Annotated in this window: 26 protein-coding genes and 3 other annotated features; of the genes, 2 read left to right on the top strand and 24 right to left on the bottom strand. The window is 38.2% G+C overall.

Annotation, left to right across the window (positions count from 1 at the left end; translation table 11 throughout):
- Positions 1-2: 2 nt before the first annotated feature.
- Both pheS and ACFX4E_RS00785 read right to left on the bottom strand, forming a co-directional pair.
- On the bottom strand, positions 3-1,037 hold the full coding sequence (pheS, locus tag ACFX4E_RS00790; protein WP_014458064.1) for a phenylalanine--tRNA ligase subunit alpha: 1,035 nt from the start codon (positions 1,035-1,037) through the stop codon (positions 3-5).
- Positions 1,038-1,091: 54 nt separating this feature from the next.
- Positions 1,092-1,327: a binding site (T-box leader), on the bottom strand.
- A 48-nt stretch (positions 1,328-1,375) separates the two neighbouring features.
- Positions 1,376-2,140, bottom strand: coding sequence for a TrmH family RNA methyltransferase (locus ACFX4E_RS00785; RefSeq protein WP_377259135.1), 765 nt, complete (start codon positions 2,138-2,140; stop codon positions 1,376-1,378).
- A gap of 140 nt (positions 2,141-2,280) precedes the next feature.
- Between ACFX4E_RS00785 and sspI the strand changes: the two genes are divergently transcribed.
- Complete coding sequence (sspI, locus tag ACFX4E_RS00780; protein WP_013059420.1) at positions 2,281-2,487, top strand: small acid-soluble spore protein SspI; 207 nt, start codon at positions 2,281-2,283, stop codon at positions 2,485-2,487.
- Between the two features lie 57 nt (positions 2,488-2,544).
- Here sspI and ACFX4E_RS00775 read toward each other — a convergent pair whose 3' ends face one another.
- Both ACFX4E_RS00775 and ACFX4E_RS00770 read right to left on the bottom strand, forming a co-directional pair.
- Positions 2,545-3,630 carry a M42 family metallopeptidase gene (locus tag ACFX4E_RS00775; protein ID WP_028410532.1) on the bottom strand — a complete coding sequence of 362 codons (1,086 nt, stop codon included), beginning with the start codon at positions 3,628-3,630 and terminating at the stop codon, positions 2,545-2,547.
- 77 nt (positions 3,631-3,707) lie between these two features.
- Positions 3,708-4,196, bottom strand: coding sequence for a dUTP diphosphatase (locus ACFX4E_RS00770; RefSeq protein WP_028410531.1), 489 nt, complete (start codon positions 4,194-4,196; stop codon positions 3,708-3,710).
- Positions 4,197-4,328: 132 nt separating this feature from the next.
- Between ACFX4E_RS00770 and ACFX4E_RS00765 the strand changes: the two genes are divergently transcribed.
- A complete protein-coding gene (locus ACFX4E_RS00765) occupies positions 4,329-4,706 on the top strand; it encodes a hypothetical protein (RefSeq protein ID WP_016765696.1) in 378 nt (125 codons plus the stop codon).
- An 18-nt stretch (positions 4,707-4,724) separates the two neighbouring features.
- Here the strand turns inward: ACFX4E_RS00765 and ACFX4E_RS00760 are convergent, their stop codons facing one another.
- The 20 genes from ACFX4E_RS00760 to mdh form a co-directional block, all read right to left on the bottom strand.
- Entirely contained in the window at positions 4,725-4,985 is a 261-nt protein-coding gene (locus tag ACFX4E_RS00760; protein ID WP_028410530.1) for a DUF1294 domain-containing protein, read from the bottom strand.
- A 60-nt stretch (positions 4,986-5,045) separates the two neighbouring features.
- Positions 5,046-5,405 (bottom strand): 50S ribosomal protein L20, encoded by a 360-nt coding sequence (gene rplT / locus ACFX4E_RS00755; RefSeq protein ID WP_013059425.1) that lies wholly within the window; start codon positions 5,403-5,405, stop codon positions 5,046-5,048.
- Positions 5,406-5,444: 39 nt separating this feature from the next.
- Complete coding sequence (gene rpmI / locus ACFX4E_RS00750; RefSeq protein WP_013059426.1) at positions 5,445-5,645, bottom strand: 50S ribosomal protein L35; 201 nt, start codon at positions 5,643-5,645, stop codon at positions 5,445-5,447.
- Between the two features lie 21 nt (positions 5,646-5,666).
- Positions 5,667-6,170, bottom strand: coding sequence for a translation initiation factor IF-3 (gene infC, locus ACFX4E_RS00745; RefSeq protein ID WP_013059427.1), 504 nt, complete (start codon positions 6,168-6,170; stop codon positions 5,667-5,669).
- 69 nt (positions 6,171-6,239) lie between these two features.
- Positions 6,240-6,362 (bottom strand) — a sequence feature (ribosomal protein L20 leader region).
- A gap of 171 nt (positions 6,363-6,533) precedes the next feature.
- Positions 6,534-8,492 (bottom strand): threonine--tRNA ligase, encoded by a 1,959-nt coding sequence (gene thrS / locus ACFX4E_RS00740; RefSeq protein ID WP_377238319.1) that lies wholly within the window; start codon positions 8,490-8,492, stop codon positions 6,534-6,536.
- 43 nt (positions 8,493-8,535) lie between these two features.
- Positions 8,536-8,784 (bottom strand) — a binding site (T-box leader).
- A gap of 60 nt (positions 8,785-8,844) precedes the next feature.
- Positions 8,845-9,705 carry a sporulation protein YtxC gene (ytxC, locus tag ACFX4E_RS00735; RefSeq protein ID WP_028410529.1) on the bottom strand — a complete coding sequence of 287 codons (861 nt, stop codon included), beginning with the start codon at positions 9,703-9,705 and terminating at the stop codon, positions 8,845-8,847.
- Between the two features lie 96 nt (positions 9,706-9,801).
- Positions 9,802-10,734, bottom strand: a complete 933-nt coding sequence (gene dnaI, locus ACFX4E_RS00730) for a primosomal protein DnaI (RefSeq protein WP_016765700.1) — start codon at positions 10,732-10,734, stop codon at positions 9,802-9,804.
- A 32-nt stretch (positions 10,735-10,766) separates the two neighbouring features.
- A complete protein-coding gene (locus tag ACFX4E_RS00725) occupies positions 10,767-12,194 on the bottom strand; it encodes a replication initiation and membrane attachment family protein (protein WP_028410528.1) in 1,428 nt (475 codons plus the stop codon).
- Positions 12,195-12,266: 72 nt separating this feature from the next.
- The gene (nrdR, locus tag ACFX4E_RS00720) at positions 12,267-12,728 is read right to left on the bottom strand and encodes a transcriptional regulator NrdR (protein WP_013059432.1); all 462 of its coding nucleotides are present in this window, start codon (positions 12,726-12,728) and stop codon (positions 12,267-12,269) included.
- A gap of 243 nt (positions 12,729-12,971) precedes the next feature.
- Complete coding sequence (locus ACFX4E_RS00715; RefSeq protein WP_013085185.1) at positions 12,972-13,358, bottom strand: hypothetical protein; 387 nt, start codon at positions 13,356-13,358, stop codon at positions 12,972-12,974.
- A gap of 93 nt (positions 13,359-13,451) precedes the next feature.
- Positions 13,452-13,832 carry an adenosylmethionine decarboxylase gene (gene speD, locus ACFX4E_RS00710; RefSeq protein ID WP_013059434.1) on the bottom strand — a complete coding sequence of 127 codons (381 nt, stop codon included), beginning with the start codon at positions 13,830-13,832 and terminating at the stop codon, positions 13,452-13,454.
- 421 nt (positions 13,833-14,253) lie between these two features.
- Positions 14,254-15,285, bottom strand: coding sequence for a glyceraldehyde-3-phosphate dehydrogenase (locus ACFX4E_RS00705; protein ID WP_013059435.1), 1,032 nt, complete (start codon positions 15,283-15,285; stop codon positions 14,254-14,256).
- 218 nt (positions 15,286-15,503) lie between these two features.
- Positions 15,504-16,100: a dephospho-CoA kinase gene (gene coaE / locus ACFX4E_RS00700; RefSeq protein ID WP_016765703.1), complete on the bottom strand. Its 597-nt coding sequence runs from the start codon at positions 16,098-16,100 to the stop codon at positions 15,504-15,506.
- 23 nt (positions 16,101-16,123) lie between these two features.
- A complete protein-coding gene (gene ytaF, locus ACFX4E_RS00695) occupies positions 16,124-16,753 on the bottom strand; it encodes a sporulation membrane protein YtaF (RefSeq protein ID WP_028410526.1) in 630 nt (209 codons plus the stop codon).
- 60 nt (positions 16,754-16,813) lie between these two features.
- On the bottom strand, positions 16,814-17,647 hold the full coding sequence (mutM, locus tag ACFX4E_RS00690; protein WP_377238316.1) for a DNA-formamidopyrimidine glycosylase: 834 nt from the start codon (positions 17,645-17,647) through the stop codon (positions 16,814-16,816).
- A gap of 21 nt (positions 17,648-17,668) precedes the next feature.
- Positions 17,669-20,296 (bottom strand): DNA polymerase I, encoded by a 2,628-nt coding sequence (gene polA, locus ACFX4E_RS00685; RefSeq protein WP_028410525.1) that lies wholly within the window; start codon positions 20,294-20,296, stop codon positions 17,669-17,671.
- 328 nt (positions 20,297-20,624) lie between these two features.
- Positions 20,625-22,397: a two-component system histidine kinase PnpS gene (pnpS, locus tag ACFX4E_RS00680; protein ID WP_014458047.1), complete on the bottom strand. Its 1,773-nt coding sequence runs from the start codon at positions 22,395-22,397 to the stop codon at positions 20,625-20,627.
- Positions 22,390-23,106, bottom strand: coding sequence for a response regulator transcription factor (locus ACFX4E_RS00675; RefSeq protein ID WP_013085192.1), 717 nt, complete (start codon positions 23,104-23,106; stop codon positions 22,390-22,392). Before ACFX4E_RS00675 ends, pnpS begins: the two co-directional genes overlap by 8 nt.
- 178 nt (positions 23,107-23,284) lie before the next feature.
- Positions 23,285-23,761, bottom strand: a complete 477-nt coding sequence (locus ACFX4E_RS00670) for a MaoC family dehydratase (protein ID WP_028410524.1) — start codon at positions 23,759-23,761, stop codon at positions 23,285-23,287.
- 133 nt (positions 23,762-23,894) lie between these two features.
- Positions 23,895-24,833: a malate dehydrogenase gene (gene mdh, locus ACFX4E_RS00665; RefSeq protein ID WP_013085194.1), complete on the bottom strand. Its 939-nt coding sequence runs from the start codon at positions 24,831-24,833 to the stop codon at positions 23,895-23,897.
- Positions 24,834-24,851 lie beyond the last annotated feature (18 nt).

Genomic DNA, 24,851 nt, shown 5'->3' with positions numbered 1-24,851 from the left:
CTTTATACTTGTTTAAATTGATCTAAGAAACGAACATCATTTGTATAGAAATGACGAATATCATCCACGCCGTGTTTTAACATAGCAATACGCTCTACACCGATTCCAAAAGCAAAACCACGATATTTAGTTGAATCGTATCCAGCCATTTCAAGGACATTTGGATGAACCATGCCAGCTCCTAAAATTTCAATCCAGCCTGTTTGTTTACATACATTACAGCCTTTACCTCCACATTTTGCACACGATACGTCTACTTCTACAGACGGCTCAGTGAACGGGAAGAAACTTGGACGAAGACGAATTTCACGGTCTGCACCGAACATCTTTTTCACAAATACTTCAAGCGTGCCTTTTAAATCGCTCATACGAATGTTTTCGTCTACTACAAGACCTTCAATTTGCATGAATTGATGAGAATGCGTAGCATCATCGTCATCGCGGCGGTACACTTTACCCGGGCAAATAATTTTAACAGGTCCTTTGCCTTCATTCTTGTTCATAACACGAGCTTGAACAGTTGATGTATGCGTACGAAGAAGCGTTTCTTCCGTAATATAGAACGTATCTTGCATATCACGTGCTGGGTGACCTTTTGGCAAGTTCAGCGCTTCGAAATTATAGTAGTCCTGCTCTACTTCCGGTCCTTCTGCTACTTCATAGCCCATTCCTAAGAATAAATCTTCTACTTCTTCAACCACGCTTGTTAGCGGGTGATGCGTACCTGCTTTAACAGGGCGTCCTGGCAGCGTTACGTCGATTGTTTCTGAAGCAAGTTTACGCTCTACCTCAGCTGCTTCTAACGCCGTTTGTTTTTCTTCAATTTTAGATGCAATAGCTTCACGCACTTCATTTGCAAGTGCTCCCATTACAGGACGCTCTTCAGCTGAAAGTTTTCCCATACCGCGAAGTACTTCTGTGATAGGGCCTTTCTTTCCTAAATAAGCTACGCGTACGTCGTTTAATTCTTTTAAAGCACTTGCTGCTTCGACTTTTGCAATTGCTTCTTGTTGAAGTTCTTGTAAACGTTCTTTCATCACTTATTCCTCCTTTTAACGTAAAAAATGACAAATAAAAAAACCTCCTCCCAAAAAAGGGACGAGGATTAGTCGCGTTACCACCCTTGTTAACTATATACGCAGACGTATACAGTTCACTTCATTCAAGTTAACGGAATCTCCGGAACACCTTTACATCTATGTAAGATGGTCTAAGTGTCAACTCAAGAGGTGAATTCACTTATTACATTTATAAAAATGCTTTCAGTCACGGCATTTTCTCCCTGCATAAACGGACATAAGCTACTGCTCTCTTTCATCGTTTTTTACATATGTAACTATTGTATTATTATAGTGAAAACACGTTCTCGATGCAACTACATTCCGCGTAAATAATAAAGTAAGATTCCAGAAGCGATGGCAACATTTAGCGACTCGCTCTTTCCATAGATGGGAATGTACAGATTCTGATCCGTTTGTTCCAGCACTTTCTCGCTTACGCCGTTTCCTTCATTTCCTACAATCAGCGCAAATTCGTTTGAAGGTTTTATGTGTGTATAGACCTTTCCATTTTGTAGCGACGTGCCATAAACTGCTATTCCTCTTTCTTTTAACAGTGAAATCATTCCGAGTAAATCACCTTTTACAATTGGAAGATGAAAAATCGCTCCTTGCGTTGAACGAACGACTTTTGGGTTGTACACATCCACGCTGCCCTCTCCAACGATAATAGCGTCCACTCCGGCAGCATCAGCGGTTCGAATAATCGTACCTAGGTTACCTGGATCTTGCACCGCGTCTAAAAGCAATACTTTCTGTGCTGTATGAATGATTTCTGCATGCTTCGTTTGAAAACACACAGCGATAATTCCTTGAGGTGTTTCGGTGTCAGATAATAATTTGATTATTGCTTCGTTAACAACGGTTATTTCGATACCCTCTATGTTCCACTGTGCTGGCACTTCGATCGATTGGCGTATAATTAGTTCCTTTACGCAACCCTCATTTTTGATAGCTTCTTCGACTAAATGAAAGCCTTCTACCATAAAAAGGCCCTGTTTATCACGGTCTTTTTTATTATGCAGCTTTTTCCACGCTTTTACCTGCGGATTTTTAACTGAATCAATTTGTTTCACAAACATAACTCCTTTATCTATATAAAAATAAATAGTTCGATTACATTTTGCTCAATAATCATTAGATAAGTTTCACTTTATTGTACATAGAAATCGCAAAGAAAACAAAAACTATTGGTAACTTTACGATAGCTGAGGTGAAAATGATGGATCTTAATTTACGAAATGCTGTTATTGCAAACGTTTCAGGAAACTCAAAAGAAGAGCTTGAAGCTACAATTTCTGACGCTATTCAAAGCGGCGAAGAAAAAATGCTCCCTGGACTTGGTGTTTTATTTGAGGTGCTTTGGGAAAAGTCTCCAGAATCAGAAAAAGAAGAAATTTTGACAACACTTGAAAACGGTTTAAAATAAATAGCCTTTTCCTCTGTACAGCAAAAAGCTCATTCTCCTAGGAGAATGAGCTTTTTTTTAATTATACGTAATTGCGTTAACCGTATTTCGGTCTAAGCGTTTAATTACTTCGGCAATTAATTTGACTGCATTTTCATAATCATCACGATGAAGCATCGCTGCATGAGAATGGATATAACGAGTTGCGATCGTAATTGAAAGTGCTGGAACCCCGTTAGCTGAAATATGGATAGAACCTGAGTCCGTACCGCCTCCAGCGATTGCATCAAATTGATATGGAATATTTAATTCATCTGCCACATCTACCACTGTATCTCGAAGTCCTTTATGCGAAACCATGGAAGCATCATATAAAATGATTTGCGGACCATCTCCCATTTTAGAAGATGCTTCTTTATCAGAAACACCAGGTGTATCTCCAGCGATTCCGACATCAACAGCAAATGCAATATCCGGTTCAATAAAGTTAGCGGATGTTTTTGCACCTCGAAGTCCAACTTCTTCTTGCACCGTTCCTACACCATACACAACATTTTCATGTTTTTCATTTTTTAAAGCTTTTAATACATCAATAGCGATTGCACAGCCAATACGATTATCCCAAGCTTTCGCTAGCAGCATCTTTTCGTTGTTCATAACCGTAAATTCGAAATAAGGCACAACCTGATCACCAGGTTTCACTCCCCACTCCGCTACTTCTTCTCTGCTAGAAGCACCAATATCGATGAACATATCTTTAATATCAACTGGCTTTTTACGAACTTCTGGAGGCAGGATATGAGGAGGCTTTGAGCCAATAATCCCCGTTACTTCTCCTTTAGATGTAACGATGGTTACGCGTTGAGCAAGCATCACTTGAGACCACCATCCGCCGACCGTTTGAAAACGAATAAAGCCGCGTTCATCAATTTGAGTTACCATAAAGCCTACTTCATCTAAGTGACCGGCTACCATAATTTTAGGCCCTTGTTCGTTGCCTACTTTTTTTGCAATCAAACTGCCTAGCCCATCCGTCGTTACTTCATCTGCATAAGGTGCAATATATTTCTTCATAACCTCACGCGGTTCACGCTCATTTCCAGGAATTCCTTTTGCATCTGTTAGTGCCTTAAGCATTGTCAATGTTTCATCTAACTTTGTCATATGGATTACCCCTTTCATATGTATACCTCTATTATAGCTAAAAAGAGGTTGAAGTAAAATTTCCCATCCCTTTATTTCTAGTATCCTTGTTCTTGGCGTTTAAAATTCACTTCATTTTTTGAGATGTATGCTTCTTCAATATGTTCAGCGGAAAAACCAAACATATCGCCAAGCGTCATGTAAGATACAAACATGTCCACATAGTTTTCTTTCGACTGATCCTGCTCGAAAGCTGCAACTTGTGCAAATACCTGTAAAAATTGTGCTGTTTTTGAATCACTTGCTTTTGCATTTGGTAACTCAGTTAAATCATCGTATCCTTTTTCAATCCCTAAAGAAAGGATAAAATGTACGCCGTCCACAAATTCTTCTAAAATAACAGCATCTTCAGCCGGAGGTTTGACGCTCCAAAATTTGAAGCAGCGCGTTTCGTTTGCCAGCTCTCCGATTTCGACAAGCAGTGCTAAAAGCTTTCTCGGAATCAAATCTTCCTTATGAAGCTCATGCTTATCCTCTATATGCTGATCCAGCTGGCGCTGCATGGTAAATAGCTGTTGTAAATTCAATGTAATCACTCCTGTAATTATGTATATCTTCTTCTTTTTAAACCAATAAAGAAATTATATCAAAAATCATGAAACTTTTTAGAAACTCGAACGTAAAGTAAGAAAACTGTGCCTTGTAAAGGAGGGAGCGTTATGTTTGTTATTGTTATCGTTCGCGTGTTCATTTTCGCGCTTGTTGCTTACACACTATTAAAGCTGGTTCAGCATTTTCGCAGTCCAAAGCGGAAGCTTGTAGCAGCTCAGGAACATCAGCAATTTTTTGTCGTTGATGAAAAAACGAATATCCGCAAAAATTTTCTACTAACGTATAAAGGTATTTTATTTGAAGGAGAAAAATACAGCAATCCCAATGAACCAGAATCTTTGTCAATTACAATGGTGTTAACAGATCCATCTCGGTTACACGAACTGCAAAAACAAGATTTCAAGCTGCTGGAAAGCCACGTACACGACATGTATCCAAATGCTCCTATTCGCTGGAAAAGCCCCGTTCGAGAATTTTTACACTGAGCACAAAATCATTTGTGCTCAGCTGATAACAAAAAAGAAAAGTAAGTCAAGAGCAGCAAGAATAGGAAAACCTACTGTAAACGATGTGTGCTTCGTTTTATGACGATAGCAATACATACCAATCAGTCCTCCAAGAGCTCCTCCGATAGCAGCTACCGTCCACAGTGTGCTTTCGGCAATTCGCCACTCATGTCTTTTCGCTTTTTGTTTATCTCTATACATCATTCCTACCCCTACGATATTAATAATAATAAAATAGGTAAGCAGCAGTTCATTCATGATATGTCCTCCAATAGCAAAAAAGCCTCATCATCTAAAGATGACGAGACTTTATATTCATTACTTATCTAAGCCTTTTTTAGCAGCAGTTGCTAATTCAGCAAATGCTTTTTCATCAGCTACAGCTAAGTCAGCAAGCATTTTGCGGTTAACTTCAATACCTGCTAATTTTAAACCGTGCATTAAACGGCTGTAAGAAAGACCGTTCATACGAGCAGCTGCATTAATACGTGTGATCCATAATTTACGGAAGTCACGTTTTTTCTGACGACGGTCACGATAAGCATACATGTGAGATTTCATAACTTGCTGATTAGCAACTTTATATAATCTATGCTTCGAACCGAAGAAACCTTTAGCTAATTTTAAAACTTTTTTACGACGTTTGCGTGTTACTGTACCGCCTTTTACGCGTGGCATAATTGTTTACCTCCTGTATTGTTTCTATCTCAACCCAAATTACTTAATGTTATCTAATAAGTGACGGATACGTTTGAAGTCACCTTTGCTTACTAAAGAACCTTTACGTAATTTACGCTTTTGTTTTGTAGATTTGTTAGCGAATAAATGGCTTGTGTAAGCACGAGCACGTTTTAATTTACCGCTTCCAGTCTTTTTGAAACGCTTTGCAGCGCCACGATGTGTTTTCATTTTTGGCATGGGGTGTTCCTCCTCGTTCTATTACTTTTCGTTTTTAGGTGCCAAGACTAAGAACATGCTGCGGCCTTCCATTTTAGGAGCCGATTCAACTGAACTTACATCTTCGCAAGCTTGTGAAAAACGTTCAAGTACTTTTTGGCCAATCCCTTTATGAGTAATGGCACGACCTTTAAAGCGAATAGACGCTTTCACTTTGTCACCTTTTTCAAGGAACTTGCGTGCGTTACGAAGTTTAGTGTTAAAATCATGTTCATCAATTGTTGGACTTAAACGAACTTCTTTTAAGTTTACAACTTTTTGGTTTTTACGAGCTTCTCTTTCTTTACGTTGTTGCTCATAGCGGAATTTACCGTAGTCCATAATACGACATACCGGCGGTTTCGCATTTGCAGCAACCATTACTAAGTCAAGATTTACTCGTGAAGCAATTTCTAATGCTTCATTTTTTGATTTAATTCCTAATTGTTCACCGTTTTGATCAATTAGACGAACTTCGCGAGCTCGAATGCCCTCGTTTACCATCATGTCCTTGCTAATAAGTAGCCACCTCCAAGGTTTAATGAGCGAATACGCTTGCTTAGACCGATTATTAACTCACACAAAAAAGTGTGAGTACATACTGCACCCACACTTCTATCGTTTTAATTAAGATACGATGTACCTGCTAACTGCTCTATGCGTCACTCAGGTGAGAAGCGGGTGCTTCTTCTTCTGTATAAACAAGTATTCAATTACTTAAGCTATTATAGTATCAACAAAGACAAAAGTCAATGATTTCGTTCTTTTTTCACAACAAAAGTTATTGTATCAAAGGAAAAACATTTATGCAACAGTTTTTTATAAATGTTAGATAAAAAAGCAGAGAATTTCAATTCTCTGCTTTCTTCATTAACGAGATGCTTCTGCTTTTACATTTTGTAAAAAGGCTTGGAAATCCACTGTTTCTGAATTCTGCTCACCATATTTACGTACGTTTACTGCTTTATCCTCTACTTCTTTATCCCCTACAACAAGCATATAAGGAATTTTTTGCATTTGAGCCTCACGGATTTTATAGCCAATTTTCTCATCGCGAGAATCAAGTTCCACACGAATACCGGCAAGCTGAAGCTGTTCTTGTACTTCTTTTGCATACTCAAGGTGAACCGTAGGTGATACCGGAATCACTTGAACTTGTACAGGTGCTAACCACGTTGGGAAAGCTCCTTTGTATTCTTCGATTAAGAAAGCTACAAAACGTTCCATTGTTGACACCACGCCGCGGTGAATAACAACCGGTCGATGTTGTTTTCCGTCTTCCCCTACATACGTTAAATCAAATCGTTCAGGAAGTAAGAAATCCAGTTGAACCGTAGATAGCGTCTCTTCTTTACCAAGAGCCGTTTTAACTTGAACGTCTAATTTTGGACCGTAGAATGCCGCTTCGCCTTCAGCTTCATAATAATCAAGGTCAAGCTCATCCATTGCGTCTTTTAACATGCTTTGTGCTTTTTCCCACATTGCATCATCGTCAAAGTATTTTTCTGTATCTTCAGGGTCACGGTAAGATAGACGGAATGAATAATTTTCAAACCCAAAATCTTTATAAACCGCTTCAACTAAGCGAACCACACGAATAAATTCTTCTTTGATTTGATCCGGACGTACAAAGATATGCGCATCATTTAGCGTCATGCCTCGAACACGCTGAAGTCCTGATAATGCTCCTGACATTTCGTAGCGGTGCATCGTTCCAAGCTCAGCAATACGGATTGGAAGCTCACGATAGCTGTGAATACCTTGTTTGTAAACCATCATGTGATGAGGACAGTTCATTGGACGAAGCACAAGGTCTTCGTTATCCATTTCCATTGCAGGGAACATGTCATCTTGGTAGTGCTCCCAGTGACCAGACGTTTTGTAAAGTTCTACACTTCCGAGCACTGGAGTGTAAACGTGCTGATAACCAAGGCTTACTTCTTTATCTACGATATAACGCTCGATAATACGGCGGATTGTCGCACCTTTTGGAAGCCATAAAGGCAGACCTTGTCCTACTTTTTGAGAATTTGTAAATAAGTTTAGCTCTTTACCAAGTTTACGGTGGTCACGTTCTTTTGCTTCTTCAAGAAGACGAAGATGCTCGTCTAAATCTGCTTTTGTAAAGAATGCTGTACCATAAATACGCTGCAGCATTTGGTTATCGCTGTCTCCGCGCCAATAAGCACCCGCCACGCTTAATAGTTTAAATTCTTTAATTTTACCTGTTGACGGCACGTGCACGCCTCGGCAAAGGTCAAAGAATTCGCCTTGTTGGTAAATCGTAACCTTTTCACCTGCTGGAATCGCATCGATCAATTCAAGCTTCAGTTCATCGCCAACTTCTTTAAAAAGTTGAATGGCTTCTTCACGAGAAACTTCTTTTCGTTCAATTTCAATATTTGAATTAGCGATTTTTTTCATTTCTTTTTCAATTTTACCTAAATCTTCAGGAGTAATTGATTCTTCCATATCGATGTCATAGTAAAAACCGTTTTCGATAACCGGCCCTACACCTAGCTGTACTTTTACATCTTTGTATAAACGTTTGATTGCTTGAGCCATTAAATGCGCTGTACTGTGACGCATAATTTCAAGCGCTTCAGGAGCATCTTGCGTAATGATTTCAAGACTGCCATCTTGTTCAATTGGCGTACGTAAATCCAGCAGCTCGCCGTTTACTTTGCCTGCTAATGCTTTTTTCTTTAATCCCGGGCTAATAGAAGCCGCAATATCTTCTGTTGATGATCCTTTTGGATACTCTTTAACAGCTCCATCAGGGAATGTCATTTTGATTACTTCTGACACAACTTTCCACTCCTTTAACATAACTAATAAACTTTTTGTAAAAACAAAAAACTCGTCCCCTATAAAAAGGGACGAGTTGTGTATACACGCGGTACCACCCTTGTTTCCTCTTCGTATCTTGGATAACCCAAAGAACCCGAAGCGGCTCGAGGTTTTATAACGGAAATTCCGTCAGTAATTACTAGAGGCTCTGCTCGTTTACTACTGAAGTTTAGAGGTGGTAAGAATATATTCCGTGTTAGGAGATTTTCAGCCTAGATCTCCCTCTCTACAAACCGTAAATATACACTCATGTCCTCATCATAACTTGTAACATATAGCTGTTTTTCAATATGCATTTATTATATTCATTTTCAAAATAGAAATCAACCTTTCACGTTATATTTTGCTTTTGATCAAACGGAAATTCATTTTTTTCGTATAACATGACTTTTTCTTGGAAGATATTTTGAATGGTATAAACAAAATCATGATCATGCTGGTCGCTATACAGATGAATAGCAGCTGGAGATAAACTTAGCAAAGGCGCGATAATAGTTGAGTCTATGTATAATGATTCTTGTTCAGATAAAAAGGCCTCTGCTAGAGCTGCACATTCACGTTCAGGAACATATCTATTGTTGTGGTCGTACAGTACAAACTTGTTTTTATTCAAGTGCATTACATACACATCGCCTGTAGATGACTTTCTTTCATTAGCTGCTTGACGCAGCTGATGAATAAGAATTTGATAGTCTTGTTCAAGCTTATATTCATCAATTGCCAGCTCGGCATAATAACGCAGCCGCTCTTGATATTCTTTTAAACGGAATTGGAGAAAAGACTCAAAGGTGAATGTTACATTATGAATGAAGAAGTCTTGAAGAGCCTGGCGGATAAGTAATTCTCTTGGAAAAGAAAATGTTTTTTGAGGGATTTCGCCTCTCTCTCCTTCCATAATCCCCCCCATAATTTGAAGCAGCAAATCTTGCTCTTCCTCTTCTGAATAGAAAAATTGTTCTTTTAATATGTTTACCATCATCTTTTTTTCTTTCTTTTTTAAAATTACGTGTGTTAATACCGGTATCACCATGTCTTGTAAAATGGCCTCTCTATTGTATGTCTCATCAATGACTAAAAGCTGATTATTCACCAGCTTCAAGCACTGTGAACCATATGATAAAGCGCTTCGCTTCGCGCATAAAGACTCATATACAACGACTGCGTCTTCTACATATTTAAAGAATATTTTCATTCCTCATAGCCCCCCTTTGGACACGCTTTATTAATGTATATGGGGCAACATGCAAAAAAATGAGCAAGTCGTTACAAGAAATGTAAAACGACCTGCTCATCTATTTCGTTTATTCTCTCCATTCATTTCAACAGGAACGGCTAGAGACTTAATTCGTTCCATGACACGAGCGGCTTTGAGCTCTTCCTGCTCGCCTCTTTGGGTATAAGTCAAATGATGTTGAAGCTCTTTAAAATTTAAATTCGAGCTGAAAAATGTCGGCAAATTTTCGAGCATGCGAAATTGTAAAATGGTTCCGAGCACATCGTCTCGCATCCAGCTCGTTACGGATTCTGCTCCGAGATCATCAAGCATAAGAACCGGTACTTTTTTGACATACTCTATTTTCTCATTGAAACTTTGATCTTGAAACGAACCTTTTAACTCACGCAAAAACTCCGGGACATACAGAATGGTAGATTTCACTTTCTTTTCGGCTAACGCATTGGCAATTGCTCCAAGAAAATACGTTTTCCCCACACCAAACGAACCGTGTAAATACAAAGCTTTCATTTTCTTATTTGGCTCATATTCTCGCACAAAATCTCTTACTAGTTTAATGGCCTCAAATCTTCCCTGCTCAATTTCGATATCAGACATTGTTGCCTGTAAAATTTCTTTCGGCACGTACATACACTGAATAAAAGATTCTTGTTCTTTTCGCTCATCTTCTTGTACTTTTCTAGGACAGCGTTCATACTGTAAATCAATATTACGGCCTTTTACAACCAGCTGAGGGTGGTATCCTTTCACCATGTTGACACAGCTTTGCAGAGAAGGACACTTGTCACAGCATTTGCTTTGGTCGATAAATTCATGCATCTTCATCAGACCTCGGTCGACCATTTGCTCATCTAACTCATGGCGATGCTCTTGTAAAAATGTTTTAACTTCAGGATTAGACAGGATACTGTTTCTTAACGCTTCTAAGCGTGCTTTAAAATCCTTTTTGTTCACTAACTGATTTAGTGAATCATTGATAGGCTTCATCTTTTTCACCTCGTCTCTATCATACCTGCTTTTTATTCTTTATGCTTTTGTTTTAGCTCTTGATCTAACTGCTTGAGCTCTTCTTGTAGCTTTCGTTTTTCTTCTTCAAATCCGTCCACTTCTTTTGAAGGCTGCTTTTTCTCTTCTTTTTCTTCATCGCTCAGCCACTCTGGCACCATTTCTTTACGCACAATCTTTCGTCCAGCCGTTTTTTTATTTTGCTTTGCTTCAGTCCAATTCTGATATTCTTTCTGTTCATTTTTAGCTAAATTCATGGCATCTTGAACAGTTTGGACCTTTTTGCGCGCCCAGTGTCCAGCAATTTTCTCTACATAGCTCTTAGACAATTTCATATCGGATCTTAGCATAACATAGTAAATCAGAACATTTACTACCCCTGGTGAAAGTTTTTGGTTAAACATCACTTCTTCAATCATTTGCAAATCTGCTTTTGAAGGCTCTGCTCCCCCGGAAAACTCGATCAAAAGCTGTCGAGGAGAAGTCACTTCAAGCTGTTGAATAAGCTGCTCTTCCTTTGTCTGCGGCTGCTTTTCCTGCATGGTACGAAGCATAGGCGGCTGAATTTGTTCGCTTAGATTTGGAAGTGCTTCTCCATTTTCAAATTGGTAAAAGGACTGTGCTGCTTTTCTAAGCAATTCAATATCAACTTGATCGTTCTCATTTAGCGAATCGAGCACCACATTTTTCATTTGAAGAGGATCGATACCGTATAAAAAAGCTAGTTTTTCAATCGCTTGTTTTACTTTAGATGTAATGGACCTTTTCGAAATCATTGAATCTGTTAGACCTGCTAAAAATAAATCAAAATCAAAGGAATCCGGGCTCATCTCAATAGAAGCGCGTTTGGAGGAATCCACAAAGTCCGTTTGAGCATCAGGAGAAAATACATCCTTGCTTTCAGACTGAAAACTTGGAGCCAGCTCTGTTGCTTTAACTGATTTAAATACATCGTTAAATGAATGCGTGACATCTTTAAACGATTGGTCATCGACGAGTGAATCCGAAAAATAATTTTTCACTTTTTGAAAGATGGATTTTCCAAGTCGGTTATATAAATATACATTTAACACACCGTCGTTAAAAAACTGATGGGGCGTAAGAGGAGGAATGAGCTCATAAATGAACACACGAACATCATCTTCTTCCTTAATATATGTTTTTAACAAACCAATGCCTTCTAATTTTAACCGCTCATGGTAAATAGCTTTCAAATTAATTTGCATCATTGACATTAGATGATGATGTGTAGACTCTTTCCCCCATAAACGGTCTTGTTCCAGCTCGCTCCATAGCGTCATATACAGACCAAAGCAGGTCGTACCCACCAACGGCTGATAGAGCATGGTTAAAATCTTTCGGTCGTATTCCTGCAGTATGCCGTTCGAACGAACAACATAACGATCGACCGGTATCATTTCTTTCCAATGTTGTTCTTTCATGTCGTTCCCTACCTACTTTTAAAGTAATAGAAATGACAAAAAAAGAGCCTAAAGAATACTTCAATAGCTCTTTTACAGTCGTTCCTTCTTAATTAAATCTTTTAATTCATCAATAAATACATTGATGTCTTTAAATTGTCGGTATACAGAAGCAAATCGAACATAAGAGACTTCATCGATAGCAGCTAATCGCTCCATCACCATTTCTCCTACCACATCTGACTGCACCTCTGATGTACCCTGACTGCGCAGCTCTGTTTCAATATCGTGTACGGTATCTTCTAATTGTTTTAAGCTTACTTGGCGTTTTTCACACGCCTTAATTAACCCTCGAAGGATTTTGTCTTTGCTGAACTCTTCTCTCGCTCCATCTTTTTTTACAACAATTAACGGAAGTTCTTCTACTTTCTCAAAAGTTGTAAAACGATAGTGACACTCTTCGCATTCACGTCTTCTACGAATAGAGCGGCCTTCTTCTACAGGGCGCGAGTCCAGCACTCTCGTTCCATTGTAATGACAGGATGGGCACTTCATATTCTCAGCTCCAATAATAAACCTTGTTTTTCTTTTTATTTTCTCTTATATAAGTTAATTTCCATCTATGTTAGCCGGCTATTCGCCATTCATTATGATTTTTATCATCATTTCCTTTAACAAACACGATGCTGTATTAAAGGATTTGCTTTATTCCATCTTATAGAAAACAAGGCTTGAATACAAGTAAAGGAAAAGGAATTTCCCCATTTTATTTCCTGAAATTCAAAAATGACAAGGAACTTACGAAGAAAGAGGAATAAGTTTTTGATCAAAGCTCTTATAAAGCGTACGTACGAGTTCTTTACTAAAACCAAAATCAACCGGCACCACTTTTGATTCTGTTGTAGCAGAAAAATCGATAGCGGTTTCAAGAGGACGTACGTTAATAATGGTAATCACAACAAAAGCTTTTCTTCCTTTTACAACGTTTAAGCTAATTTCTCCTCGCTCTTCATATGCAGCAAGTATCTCTATCCCTTGCATGTGCTTCAACATTTCATGAACTTGCTTAAATGCATTCCCAGCCGTTGTTTTATAATAATGCGTTTTTAGAGTCGGATCTGAATGGTGATCGCTTGTTTCTACATGATTAGAAAATAAAGATTTAACTGCTTGTACTACCCCCATGTTGTTATCCCCTTTGTTTTTGCGTATTAAAAATTTATATACTAAAAAGAGGTGTGTAATACACCTCTTAACTTACGTAATCAATCGACACTATTAAAGTGCATTCGCTTTAGTTTGTTTTACCTGAACAGGACCCATTCCACGTGGCAATTCAATTGTTTCACGTGTCTGTGCACTTAGAGCATCTGCAATATAATCTGCTGCGATTGTAGGATCTAAATGACCACAAGTATAAACATCGATACTTGCATAACCATGCTCTGGGAAGCTGTGAATCGTTAAATGTGATTCTGAAATAATAACAACGCCACTTACACCTTGAGGTGCAAATTTATGGAACGCTACTTCGCGAACTTCCGCACCAGATTTTAAAGCTGCATCAACAAACGTTTTTTCAATATAATCAATATCATTTAACTTATCGAAATCGCATCCCCATAATTCTGAGATGACATGACGACCCATTGTTTCCATAATGATATTTCCCCCTTTAACAATTTTTAATCGTTAAACATGAAGTTCTTTCGCCATATAGCATGTTAACTACCACGGGGGAAAGTTAGTCCAAAGAGGTCCTAACCCTTTAAGTAGCCACATCACCGAAAGGTACACAAGAAGTTCACGAAACATAGTATACTTTGTTTACATTTATTTTGCAATACGTGTTTTGATTTTATTAAAGATTGTTCTTGCAGATAGACCTATACAAATTACCCCTGTATTCTCGTGAAACAGTGTGTAAAAGCTTCTAAACGACTATTAATTTTTTATTAAAATTGAGGAAAATAAACACCCCTTTGCATGCTTATCTTATTGCTTTTCCCTATTCTTTTGAATAAAAACAAAAAAAACAGGGCGATAGCTCCCTGTTTTTTTAAAGCAATCAATAGCTTTCTTAGCTTACTCTTATTTTTGATCCATTACGCATTTCTGCAGCAATATATCTTACCAAATCGACTACGCGCTGAGAGTAGCCCCACTCGTTATCGTACCAAGCTAACACTTTAATTTTATGATCTTCCATTACGATCGTGGATAGTCCATCTACAATAGCTGAATGAGGATTTGTATTAAAGTCAATTGATACGAGTGGTTCCATTGTTAAATTTAAAATATTCTTTAATGGCCCTTCAGCAGCTTTAATAAACGCTAAATTAACATCTTCCATCGTCACAGGTTTCCTTACATCCACAACTAAATCGACAAGCGATACGTTCGGCGTTGGTACACGAAGCGCCATCCCATGAAGCTTTCCTTTTAAATGTGGAAGAACTAATGAAAGTGCCTTGGCTGCTCCAGTTGTTGTAGGAATAATTGATTGAGCACACGCACGAGCTCTTCGCAAATCTTTATGCGGATTATCGATATTCTTTTGATCATTTGTATATGCATGAACGGTCGTCATTAAACCGTTTTCAATTGTGAACGCTTCGTCTAGTACCTTGACAACTGGAGCTAGACAATTTGTCGTACAAGAGGCATTAGAAATAATGTTATGCTGATTCACATCAAACTCTCGTTCGTTTACGCCCATCACAATGGTAATATCTTCTTGTTTACCCGGTGCCGTTAACACAACTTTTTTCGCACCTGCTTCAATATGTAACTGCGCTTTTTCTCTTGAATTAAATTTCCCCGTTGCTTCAACAACTAAATCAATCCCAAGCTCTTTCCAAGGCAAATTCAGCGGATCACGTGAATTTAATAGCTGAATTCTTTTACCGTTAACAATTAGCGCATCATCATCACATTTGACATCTCCATTAAATGGTCCGTGTATAGAGTCATATTTGATTAAATGTGCTAACGTTTCTGCTGGATAAGATGCATTTATTGCAATAATATCTAAATTTTCCTCTATAATCGCTGTGCGAAACACCATTCTTCCTATTCTCCCAAAACCATTAATGGCAATACGTGCTTTCATGGCTATACCCCTCTCTATATGTGTTATACTATTTAACTTTTTATATTGAATAGTATAACATAAATATTTAAAAAGTGAATAATATTAATTTTTTTTAATAAATTATTTTAATTAAGTTTTACTATATGTATATAGCGAGAACAGATATTTAACACATTCTTTTTTAGAAGTCCTTAAATATTCCCAATAAAAAAAGAGTGAATGCAATCATTCACTCTTTAATCTAGCCATAGGGCTAATATACTTAAAAGCTGTTGTTTTGTTTCCTCTACAGGACCGTTGTTATTGATCACCGCATCGGCTAAAGCTACTTTTTGAATCAAAGGCAGCTGTGCATGGATACGCGCATAAGCATCTTCCGCTGAGAGATTATTACGTGACTTTAATCTTTCTAGCTGCACAGACTCATCGACATATACAACCACTACTTTATCGACTAAGTGTGTCAAATCACTTTCAAACAGCAGCGGAATATCTAATACAACGGCTTCGTAACCTTCCTCTATATAGCTTTCCTTTTGAGAAAGCATTTCTTTTCTTACGGCAGGATGTACAATTGCATTCAACTTTTTACGTTCTTCCTCTTGATAAAACACAATTTCCCCTAAAGCCGCTCGATTGATTTCCGCATTCTCGTGAAGAATAGAGCGGCCGAACGTCTCGACAATTTGTTTGTATGCTTCTTTTCCTGGTTCTACGACTTCTTTTGCAATGTGATCAGCATCAATTACCGGAATATTGATATCTCGTAGCATTCCGGTTACCGTGCTTTTTCCGCTTGCAATTCCGCCCGTTAATCCAATTACAATAGACATTGGTCTCTCCTTTATCTCTTTATTTAAAATCTAAAAATACCTAAAATAATGAGCAGAACTCCTGGTACAAACGAGAACATTTTCATCCATGATAAACGTGAAAAAACCTTGCCAAACTGTATGCCCGCACTTAAAAAAAGAGAACTCATAAGAGCTACAGCAATTGCTAGAGCATACGGCGAATAACCTAATAAAGCCGCTCCAAACCCTGCTCCAAATGCATCAAGAGATAATGCAATTCCAAGTATAAATGCTTCAATTCCATTGATGGAACCTGAATTATCTAAATCTGCTGCAATTGGCTTTTTCAATACGTTAATGACTAGGCCAATTGACTTAATTTCAATTTTCACTAATGTTTTTTCTTCTTTCACTCGAGATGAATCTGCCGGACAAAAAAACTGGTATAAAATCCACATCCCAAGCAGAACAAGAATACCTCCGCCTACTTTATTTAGTACATCCACTGAAAATAGATGCGTAAGTACTTTTCCTAAAAACATAGAAAACATTAAAGAAAATGCTGAGCAACATGAAATAATAAAAATGGATTTCAGCGGGATTTTCACCTTTCGAAGTCCGTACGTCAGGCCAACGCTAAAGCTGTCAAGACTTACGGCAAAAGCAAGAATAAGTAAAGAAAATGTTATCATGATGAGAGGACTCCTTTCCTTTCTGTCTATACGTAGTATATGAAAGGAGCCCATCCATTGTTATTTTTTAGCCGGCTGACAATTTGGGCAGATATGTGTTCCTCTACCGCCTACAACAAATTTTTCAATTGGCGTACCGCACATTTTACAAGATTCGCCTTTTCTTCCGTACACATAAAGCTGCTGCTGAAACATGCCTATTTGTCCCTGTGTATTTACATACGTGCGAATCGTGCTGCCTCCTTGTTTCACAGCTTCTTGAAGAGTCGCTACAATTTCTTTGTACAATTTTTCATACTCTTCGTCTGTTAATTGGCTGGCCACTCGTTCAGGATGAATCCCTGCGCGAAACAGTGCTTCATCTACATAAATATTTCCAAGCCCAACCACGACATTTTGATCGAGTAAAACCGGCTTGATTTTTCGAGAAGTTTTGCCGATTCTCATTTTTAATTGACTTGGATTAAATGTTTCGTCAAACGGTTCAGGTCCAAGGCCAATAAGAGGAGGAAACAGATTTTCCTCTCCCTTTTTAAATAAGTGCATAGTACCAAACTTCCTTACATCCCGGTATCGCAATTCTGTTCCATCGGTGAAGTGAAAAAAGACGTGTACATGCTTATCTGGTTCTTCTGCATTCTCATGGAGAGCATATTTGCCTTCCATACGTAAATGAGAAACCATCGTATAATCATCGAGCACAATTTTCAAAAACTTACCTCTGCGTTCAACATCTCGAATGGTTTGTCCAACAAGCGCGTCACAAAACTGTTCAACTTGTTCAGGACGTTTGATAATATTGGGCCATTTAACTGTTACACGCTCAATGGTCTTTCCACTGGCTAATTCAATTAACGTACGTCTGACGGTTTCAACTTCTGGTAATTCTGGCACGTTTGTCACATCCTTTTTCCACTACTTTGCTTCGTACCAAGTCTTTCCGTAAGAATAATCTACTTTCAACGGAACTTCTAACTCTAAAGCGTTCTCCATTACTTCTGGTACGATTTTCTCTAAAATTTTAATTTCTTCTTCTGGGGCTTCAAAAATCAGCTCATCGTGTACTTGAAGCAGCAGCTTAGCCTGAAGATTTTCATCTTTTAAGCGCTTATCCATTTCAATCATTGCTTTTTTAATAATATCAGCTGCCGTCCCTTGGATAGGCGTATTCATCGCCGTACGCTCAGCGAAGCTGCGGAGGTTAAAGTTTCGGCTCGTGATTTCAGGCAAGTAACGTCGGCGGTGCAAGAGCGTTGTTACATATCCCTTTTCTTTTGCATCGCGTACAATCGTATCCATATACTCCTGTACACCAGGGAAGCTTTTTAAATAGCGTTCAATAAAAGTAGCCGCTGCTTTTCTTGTAATTCCTAAACTTTGCGATAAACCGTAATCACTAATGCCATAGACGATTCCAAAGTTAACTGCTTTAGCCTGACGGCGCATATTCGACGTTACTTCTTCTCTTTCGACGTGGAACACATCCATCGCTGTTTTCGTATGGATATCTAAGTCATGCTTAAACGCATCGATTAGCTTTTCATCATCTGCAATATGAGCCAGTACGCGCAGCTCAATTTGTGAATAATCCGCCGCAAATATTAACCAATCGGGCTGTGAAGGCACAAACGCACCTCTTATTTTTTTACCTTCTTCAAGACGAATCGGGATGTTTTGCAAGTTAGGATCTACTGAGCTTAACCTTCCCGTTTGAGTTAATGTTTGATTAAAGCGGGTATGAACTTTTCCATCGCTTTCATGAATAACCTTTTTTAATCCTTCAATATACGTAGACTGTAATTTTCCTAGCTGACGGTATTGTAAAATCTCTGGGATAATATCATGGGTACTAGCTAATTGCTCTAATACATCAGCTGATGTGGAATAGCCTGTTTTTGTTTTCTTTATGACTGGAAGCTGCATTTTTTCAAAAAGAACAACTCCTAGCTGCTTTGGCGAATTAATATTAAATTCTTGTCCAGCGTATTCGTAGATTTTCGCTTCAATTTTTTCAAGCTGTTCTCGAAGATCTTCGCCCATTTCATCTAAACGCGCCCGGTCAATTTTCACCCCTTGATATTCCATATCAGCAAGGACAATGGCAAGAGGCATTTCAAGCTTCTCAAACAGCTCAAACTGTTCATTTTCAACCAATTCTTTTTCTAACACTTCTTTTAAATAAGCGACGGCGGCTGCTTTTCTTATAACATGCTCAGCTAGCTGAGCAGCTTCCGCAATGCTTCGCTTAGCTCCTTTTCCATACACAGCTTCATCTGATTGCACTTGATGATACCCTTTTAATTTTGCAATTGTCGCTAGGTCATCATTTGCCTCAGCAGGATTCAAGATGTAAGAAGCAATCATTACATCATGTTCAATTCCTTTAATTTCATGCCCCGCCCATTTTAACGATACAATCGTGCGTTTTCCATTAAACACCGTCTTTTTTACACGTTCATCTTCTAACCACGCTTTAAATTTAGAAGATGAAAGAGCTGTATCTTTATCAATAAAATAGTGGCCATTTTTGTTGCTGATTCCAAAACCGAGCAGCTGATTGTGATGATAGTTTTCTTCATACCCTTCTACGATCAGAGCTGCTTCGCTTGTTAACATATCATCGTGAACTTCCTGCGCTATTTCAAACGTCAGTTCTTCAAAATCTGCTTCCTCTTCTGCTGATTCACCAAATTTAGCAAGCAGAGAATTAAACCCAAGCTCTTTAAATAATGAGATGACCTTTGAAGATTCAAACCCGTCATACTTTGCATCTTCTACAGATACTTCAAGAGGCGCTTCGCAATAAATCGTTGCAAGCTTTTTACTCATGATGGCTGATTCACGATTATCTTCTAGCTTTTCTTTTAATTTTTTACCGCTGACTTGATCGATAGATTTCAATACATTTTCAACCGTTTCGAACTCTTTTAATAGCTTTAAGGCTGTTTTTTCGCCGACTCCGGGCACGCCTGGGATATTATCCGAGCTGTCCCCCATAAGGCCTTTCATATCAATAATTTGTGCAGCCGTAATACCATACTTTTCATCAATGGCTGCAGGCGTATAGGAATCGACATCCGTAATTCCTTTTCTCGTAATATCTACGGTTACATGTTCTGACACAAGCTGAAGTAAATCTTTATCTCCGGAAATGACTTTTACGGCCATTCCTTTTTGTTCAGCTTGTTTTGAAAGTGTACCGATAATATCATCTGCTTCATAATCAGGCAGTTCATAGCGCTTAATCCCATATGCATCTAATAACTCACGAATAAAGGGAAACTGCTCTGAAAGTTCAGGAGGCGTCTTTTGTCTGCCTCCTTTGTATTCTGTAAATGTTTTGTGACGAAACGTTGTTTTCCCTGCGTCAAATGCCACAAGTAAATGCGTCGGCTTCTCTTCCTCTAAGATACGTGTCAGCATTGTAGTAAAGCCATATATGGCATTTGTATGTATTCCTTTATCATTGTTTAAAAGCGGCAAAGCAAAAAATGCACGGTAGGCAATACTATTCCCGTCAATTAATACTAGTTTTTGTGTCATTCATGTTCCTCCATTTCGCTCTCTTCTTATCTTACCTTTATTTTAGCAAACAATAAGCTTTAAGAACAAAAAGTACTCTTGAATTCAACGTTTTATTTTCATGTGGTGATAAGATCTGTACATCATAAAATAAAAACACCGCCTAGTTATTTTAGGCGGTGTAACATGTGAATGGATAGAAATTGTCAAAAAGAATCGGCGAAAATAGCACGGTTAAAGCTATTTTCGCCTTACACATTGGCTCCTTGGATGAAGGGGTTTCCATGAAAAATTGTATCAATTAATTATTAAGCTACATTAAATAAATTGTAAAAGGAACGTAAACATTTTACATCTGCGGCAAATACTTGTGCAGCTTGACCGAAAAAGTTGTCCCTTTATTGACTTCACTTTTCACTTCAATTTCCCCTTTATGAGCTTCAACAAGATGTTTAACAATTGCTAATCCAAGACCTGTTCCTCCAGAATTACGGCTTCTTGCTTTATCTACTCGGTAAAAGCGCTCAAAAATACGTGAAATTTCATCAGAATCAATACCGATACCTGTATCTTGAACATGAACTGTAATCGTTTCTTCTTCCTCTTCAAGCGAAACGTGAACAGTTCCTCCAGGCATTGTATACATGAGCGCATTGCCGATTAAGTTAACAAACACTTGCATAAGGCGCTGACTGTCACCATCAATCCACGCTTCTTCAGGAAGCGTATCTAACGTTAGCGTGATTTCTTTTTCAGTCGCTCGGTTTGATAGCACTGTCGTCACTTCGTAAAGAAGCGTATTCAGATCTACTGAATGAATACTTAGTTTAAACCCTTGCTGTTCGACTTTAGACAAATCTAAAAGATCTTGAATCAAGCTCTCCATGCGCTGACTTTCCGTTAAAATGATAGATAGAAACTGCTGGCGCAGCTGTGGATCTTCCATGGCACCGTCTAACAATGTCTCACTAAACCCTTTTATAGACGTAATAGGAGTTTTTAGTTCATGAGACACATTCGCTACAAAGTCACGGCGAACTTGTTCTAGCTTTTTCAGCTCAGTAATATCATGGAAAACAAGCACAATCCCTTTCCATTCATCGTTTAAGCCAATAATCGGCGCTCCGTAAACATCAAAATATCTTCGTTCAATATTTAAAGGCAGAACCACTTGTTTTCGAACCTTTACTTCCGTCATAAATATTTTTTCCACAAGCTTAATGATTTCTTTATGCTCAAATACCTCGTAATACAAATGATAAAGGAAGTCATCCGGATGTATATGAAACTGCTCTTTATAAGCTCGATTTACTAAGTTTATATAGCCTCTACTATCGATAAGAAGCATACCGCTTCCCATATTTTCAATTAGCGTGCGCAGCCTGTCCTGCTGCATTTCTTGATTAGTGATAGACTCTTGCAGATTACGAGCAAGTGCGTTAATAGACTGACTCAGCATCCCTGTTTCATCTACATAATCTTCATATGTACGAGCTTTATAATTCCCTTTTGCAAGTTCCATAGCCACTTTGGTTGCCGATTCAATAGGACGGGTATAGCGTCCCATAATCTTTACACCTAAGAGTAAAATCACAATCAAAGCTAGACCTAAGCTTCCAATAAGAAGGCCCCAAATTTGCTGATTTACTTGTTTTAATGAATCAAACGATGTACTCAGCACAACAAATCCCTCTTGCTTACCTTCTATAATAAGCGGGATACCATAGTAATATAAGTCGTAATCTTCTTTAATTTGATCAAAGCTTTTTTTACTGTTTAACTGCTTTTTTAATACTTGTTGGATTACGATACTTTTTTCGATTCTTTGCTGCTTGCTACCTGGATTTGAGTCAACTAATATTTTTCCGTCTTTTTGAACGATAGTCGTTCGTACACTTAACGAATGGCTGATTTGATCAACTTTAGATTTTAAAGCAGGACTTGTGATACCTTCTTCGCTAATGTACATTTCTACAAGCTTTGCCTCTTTTTCCATTCGCTCTTGAAACGTCTGAAAATAAAAGTTTTTAAACAACTGTCCCAGCAGCAGGCCAAGACCTACTAATACAATAATAATAAGTACTAATAGAGCCAAAAGTAGCCTTGAACGAAATTTATTCATCTACCTTTGGTTCCTCCAGTTTATATCCTAATCCTCTAATCGTTTTTATATAAACAGGTTTTCGCGTATTATGTTCAATTTTCTCACGCAAATGGCTGATGTGCACATCTACAATTCGCGTATCTCCAGCAAAATCATAATTCCACACTGCACTTAGCAGCTGATCACGAGTTAATACCCGTCCTTTGTATTTTGCCAAATATAATAATAACTCAAATTCTTTTGGAGTAAGCTCAAGCTGCTCTTGATTAAAGTAGGCCTCATAATGATCTGGAAGAATTTTTAAATCACCGATCATGATGCGTTCGCCATCTTCCTCTTGTTCATTTTCCTGAGCAATAATTTGTGTTCTGCGTAAAATAGCTTTTACACGCGCTACTACTTCTCGAGGACTAAATGGTTTCGTCATGTAGTCATCTGCGCCAAGCTCTAACCCTAATACTTTGTCGAACTCATCGTCTTTTGCAGTTAACATTAAAATAGGCGTCATCACTTTTTGCTGACGAAGCTTTTTACAAACTTCAATTCCATCCATCTTAGGAAGCATCAAGTCTAACACAATTAAATCCGGTTTTCCTTCTAGTGCCTTGTTGTATCCTTCTTCCCCGTCTTCAGCTGTTTCTACTGTAAAGCCAGCTTGTTGTAAATTATATTGTAATAATGTTGAAATTGATTGTTCATCATCTACGACTAATAATTTCTTACTCATATTAACGATATAAGCCTCCATCTAGTTAAATTAAACCGCAGCTTCATCCAAATGATATTATTTTCTATTTATCTTCTCTTATCATACAATGTTTTAGCCTCGTTCTCCAATACATTTCAACATTTTCAGAAAATAGGGTCAAAGAGTTTCTTCTATACTTATAAATATTTACGGCATTTTAAAAATTTTCAAAGTCGTGTGTCTCCACTGATGGAAGTCTAAACGGCGGATACACAAGAAACTGCGCCGTTACTACTTTCTCTTTTTGCTCATTGACCGCTTCCACCTCAATCGTAACAGTTCTAGAAGAAACATCTACCTCTGTCACTTCAAATAAAAATTCAATCGTGCTATAATGATGAATCTTTTTGGGGAAGGCTACCGTATGTTCTGCAACGTGGCTTCCAGGTCCGGGCAAATACTTCGAAATGGCTGCTGTCATAATACCAGTAATCATAATACTTGGCACAATAGGTTTCTTAAAAGGTGTCTGAGATGCGTAATCATGCTGAATGTATAAAGGGTTAGAATCATTTGTCAGCCCTAAGTACAATAAGATATCTTTATCTTCAATTCGTTCAGTTAGCGTTAATTTTTCTCCAACTTTTATATCTTCAATACTTCGACCTATTTTTTGTTTTTTACCTAATACCATCATCATTCCACCTTTTGTATATAGTAATAGCTTTTCTTTATATACAAGAAAAATTCGAGGTTTCCCTCGAATTTTCCTTGTGAATATTGTTTGAATATTGATAAAAATCTATACTCAAACCTATTTTATTGTATTAAGCTAATACACCCATGACAGTTTTAACTGATTTTGCTGATTGATCTAAAGAAGCTTTTTCAGAATCAGTCAGTTCTAATTCAATTACTTGCTCAATTCCTGCAGCTCCTAATACGGTTGGAACACCTAAGTAGATGCCGTTATAACCATATTCACCCTCTAGGTAAGCAATCGCTGGTAAAATACGACGCTGATCTTTTAAGATCGCTTCTGTCATTTCCACTAAAGAAGCAGCAGGAGCATAGTACGCACTTCCGTTGCCTAATAAGTTAACGATCTCGCCGCCGCCTTTGCGTGTTCGTTCAACAATTGCTTCAAGGCGCGCTTTTGGAATAAGCGTTTCAAGAGGAATACCGCCAGCATACGAGTAGCGTACAAGAGGTACCATATCATCGCCATGTCCACCAAGTACAAAACCTGTGATATCTTTTACCGAAATGTTTAACTCCTGCGCTACGAACGTACGGAAACGTGCAGAATCTAATACGCCTGATTGACCGATTACGCGGTTTTTAGGAAAACCAGATTCTTTAAATACTGTGTACGTCATAGCATCTACCGGGTTTGTTAACACGATAATATGACAGTTTGGTGAGTATTTAACAACTTCTTGAGTAACAGACTTCATGATCTTTTGGTTCGTTGTTACTAAATCATCGCGACTCATACCTGGCTTGCGCGCGATACCAGCTGTAATAATGACAATGTCAGAATCAGCTGTGTCTTCGTAGTTGGCTGTTCCTGTAATGTTAGCGTCAAATCCTTGTACAGGACTTGCTTCTAACATATCCAGCGCTTTACCTTTAGCTGGATTTTCTAATTGCGGAATATCAACTAATACAACATCAGCTAACTCTTTTTGACCAATTAAAAAAGCAGTTGTAGCTCCTGTAAAGCCCGCTCCGATAACAGATACTTTTTTACGCATATTTGCCATTATAATTCCTCCCCTAAA

It is taken from the genome of Priestia sp. YIM B13491, from assembly GCF_042787605.1.
Lineage (GTDB): Bacteria > Bacillota > Bacilli > Bacillales > Bacillaceae_H > Priestia > Priestia megaterium_E.
This window is presented reverse-complemented; position numbering and strand designations above follow the sequence as displayed.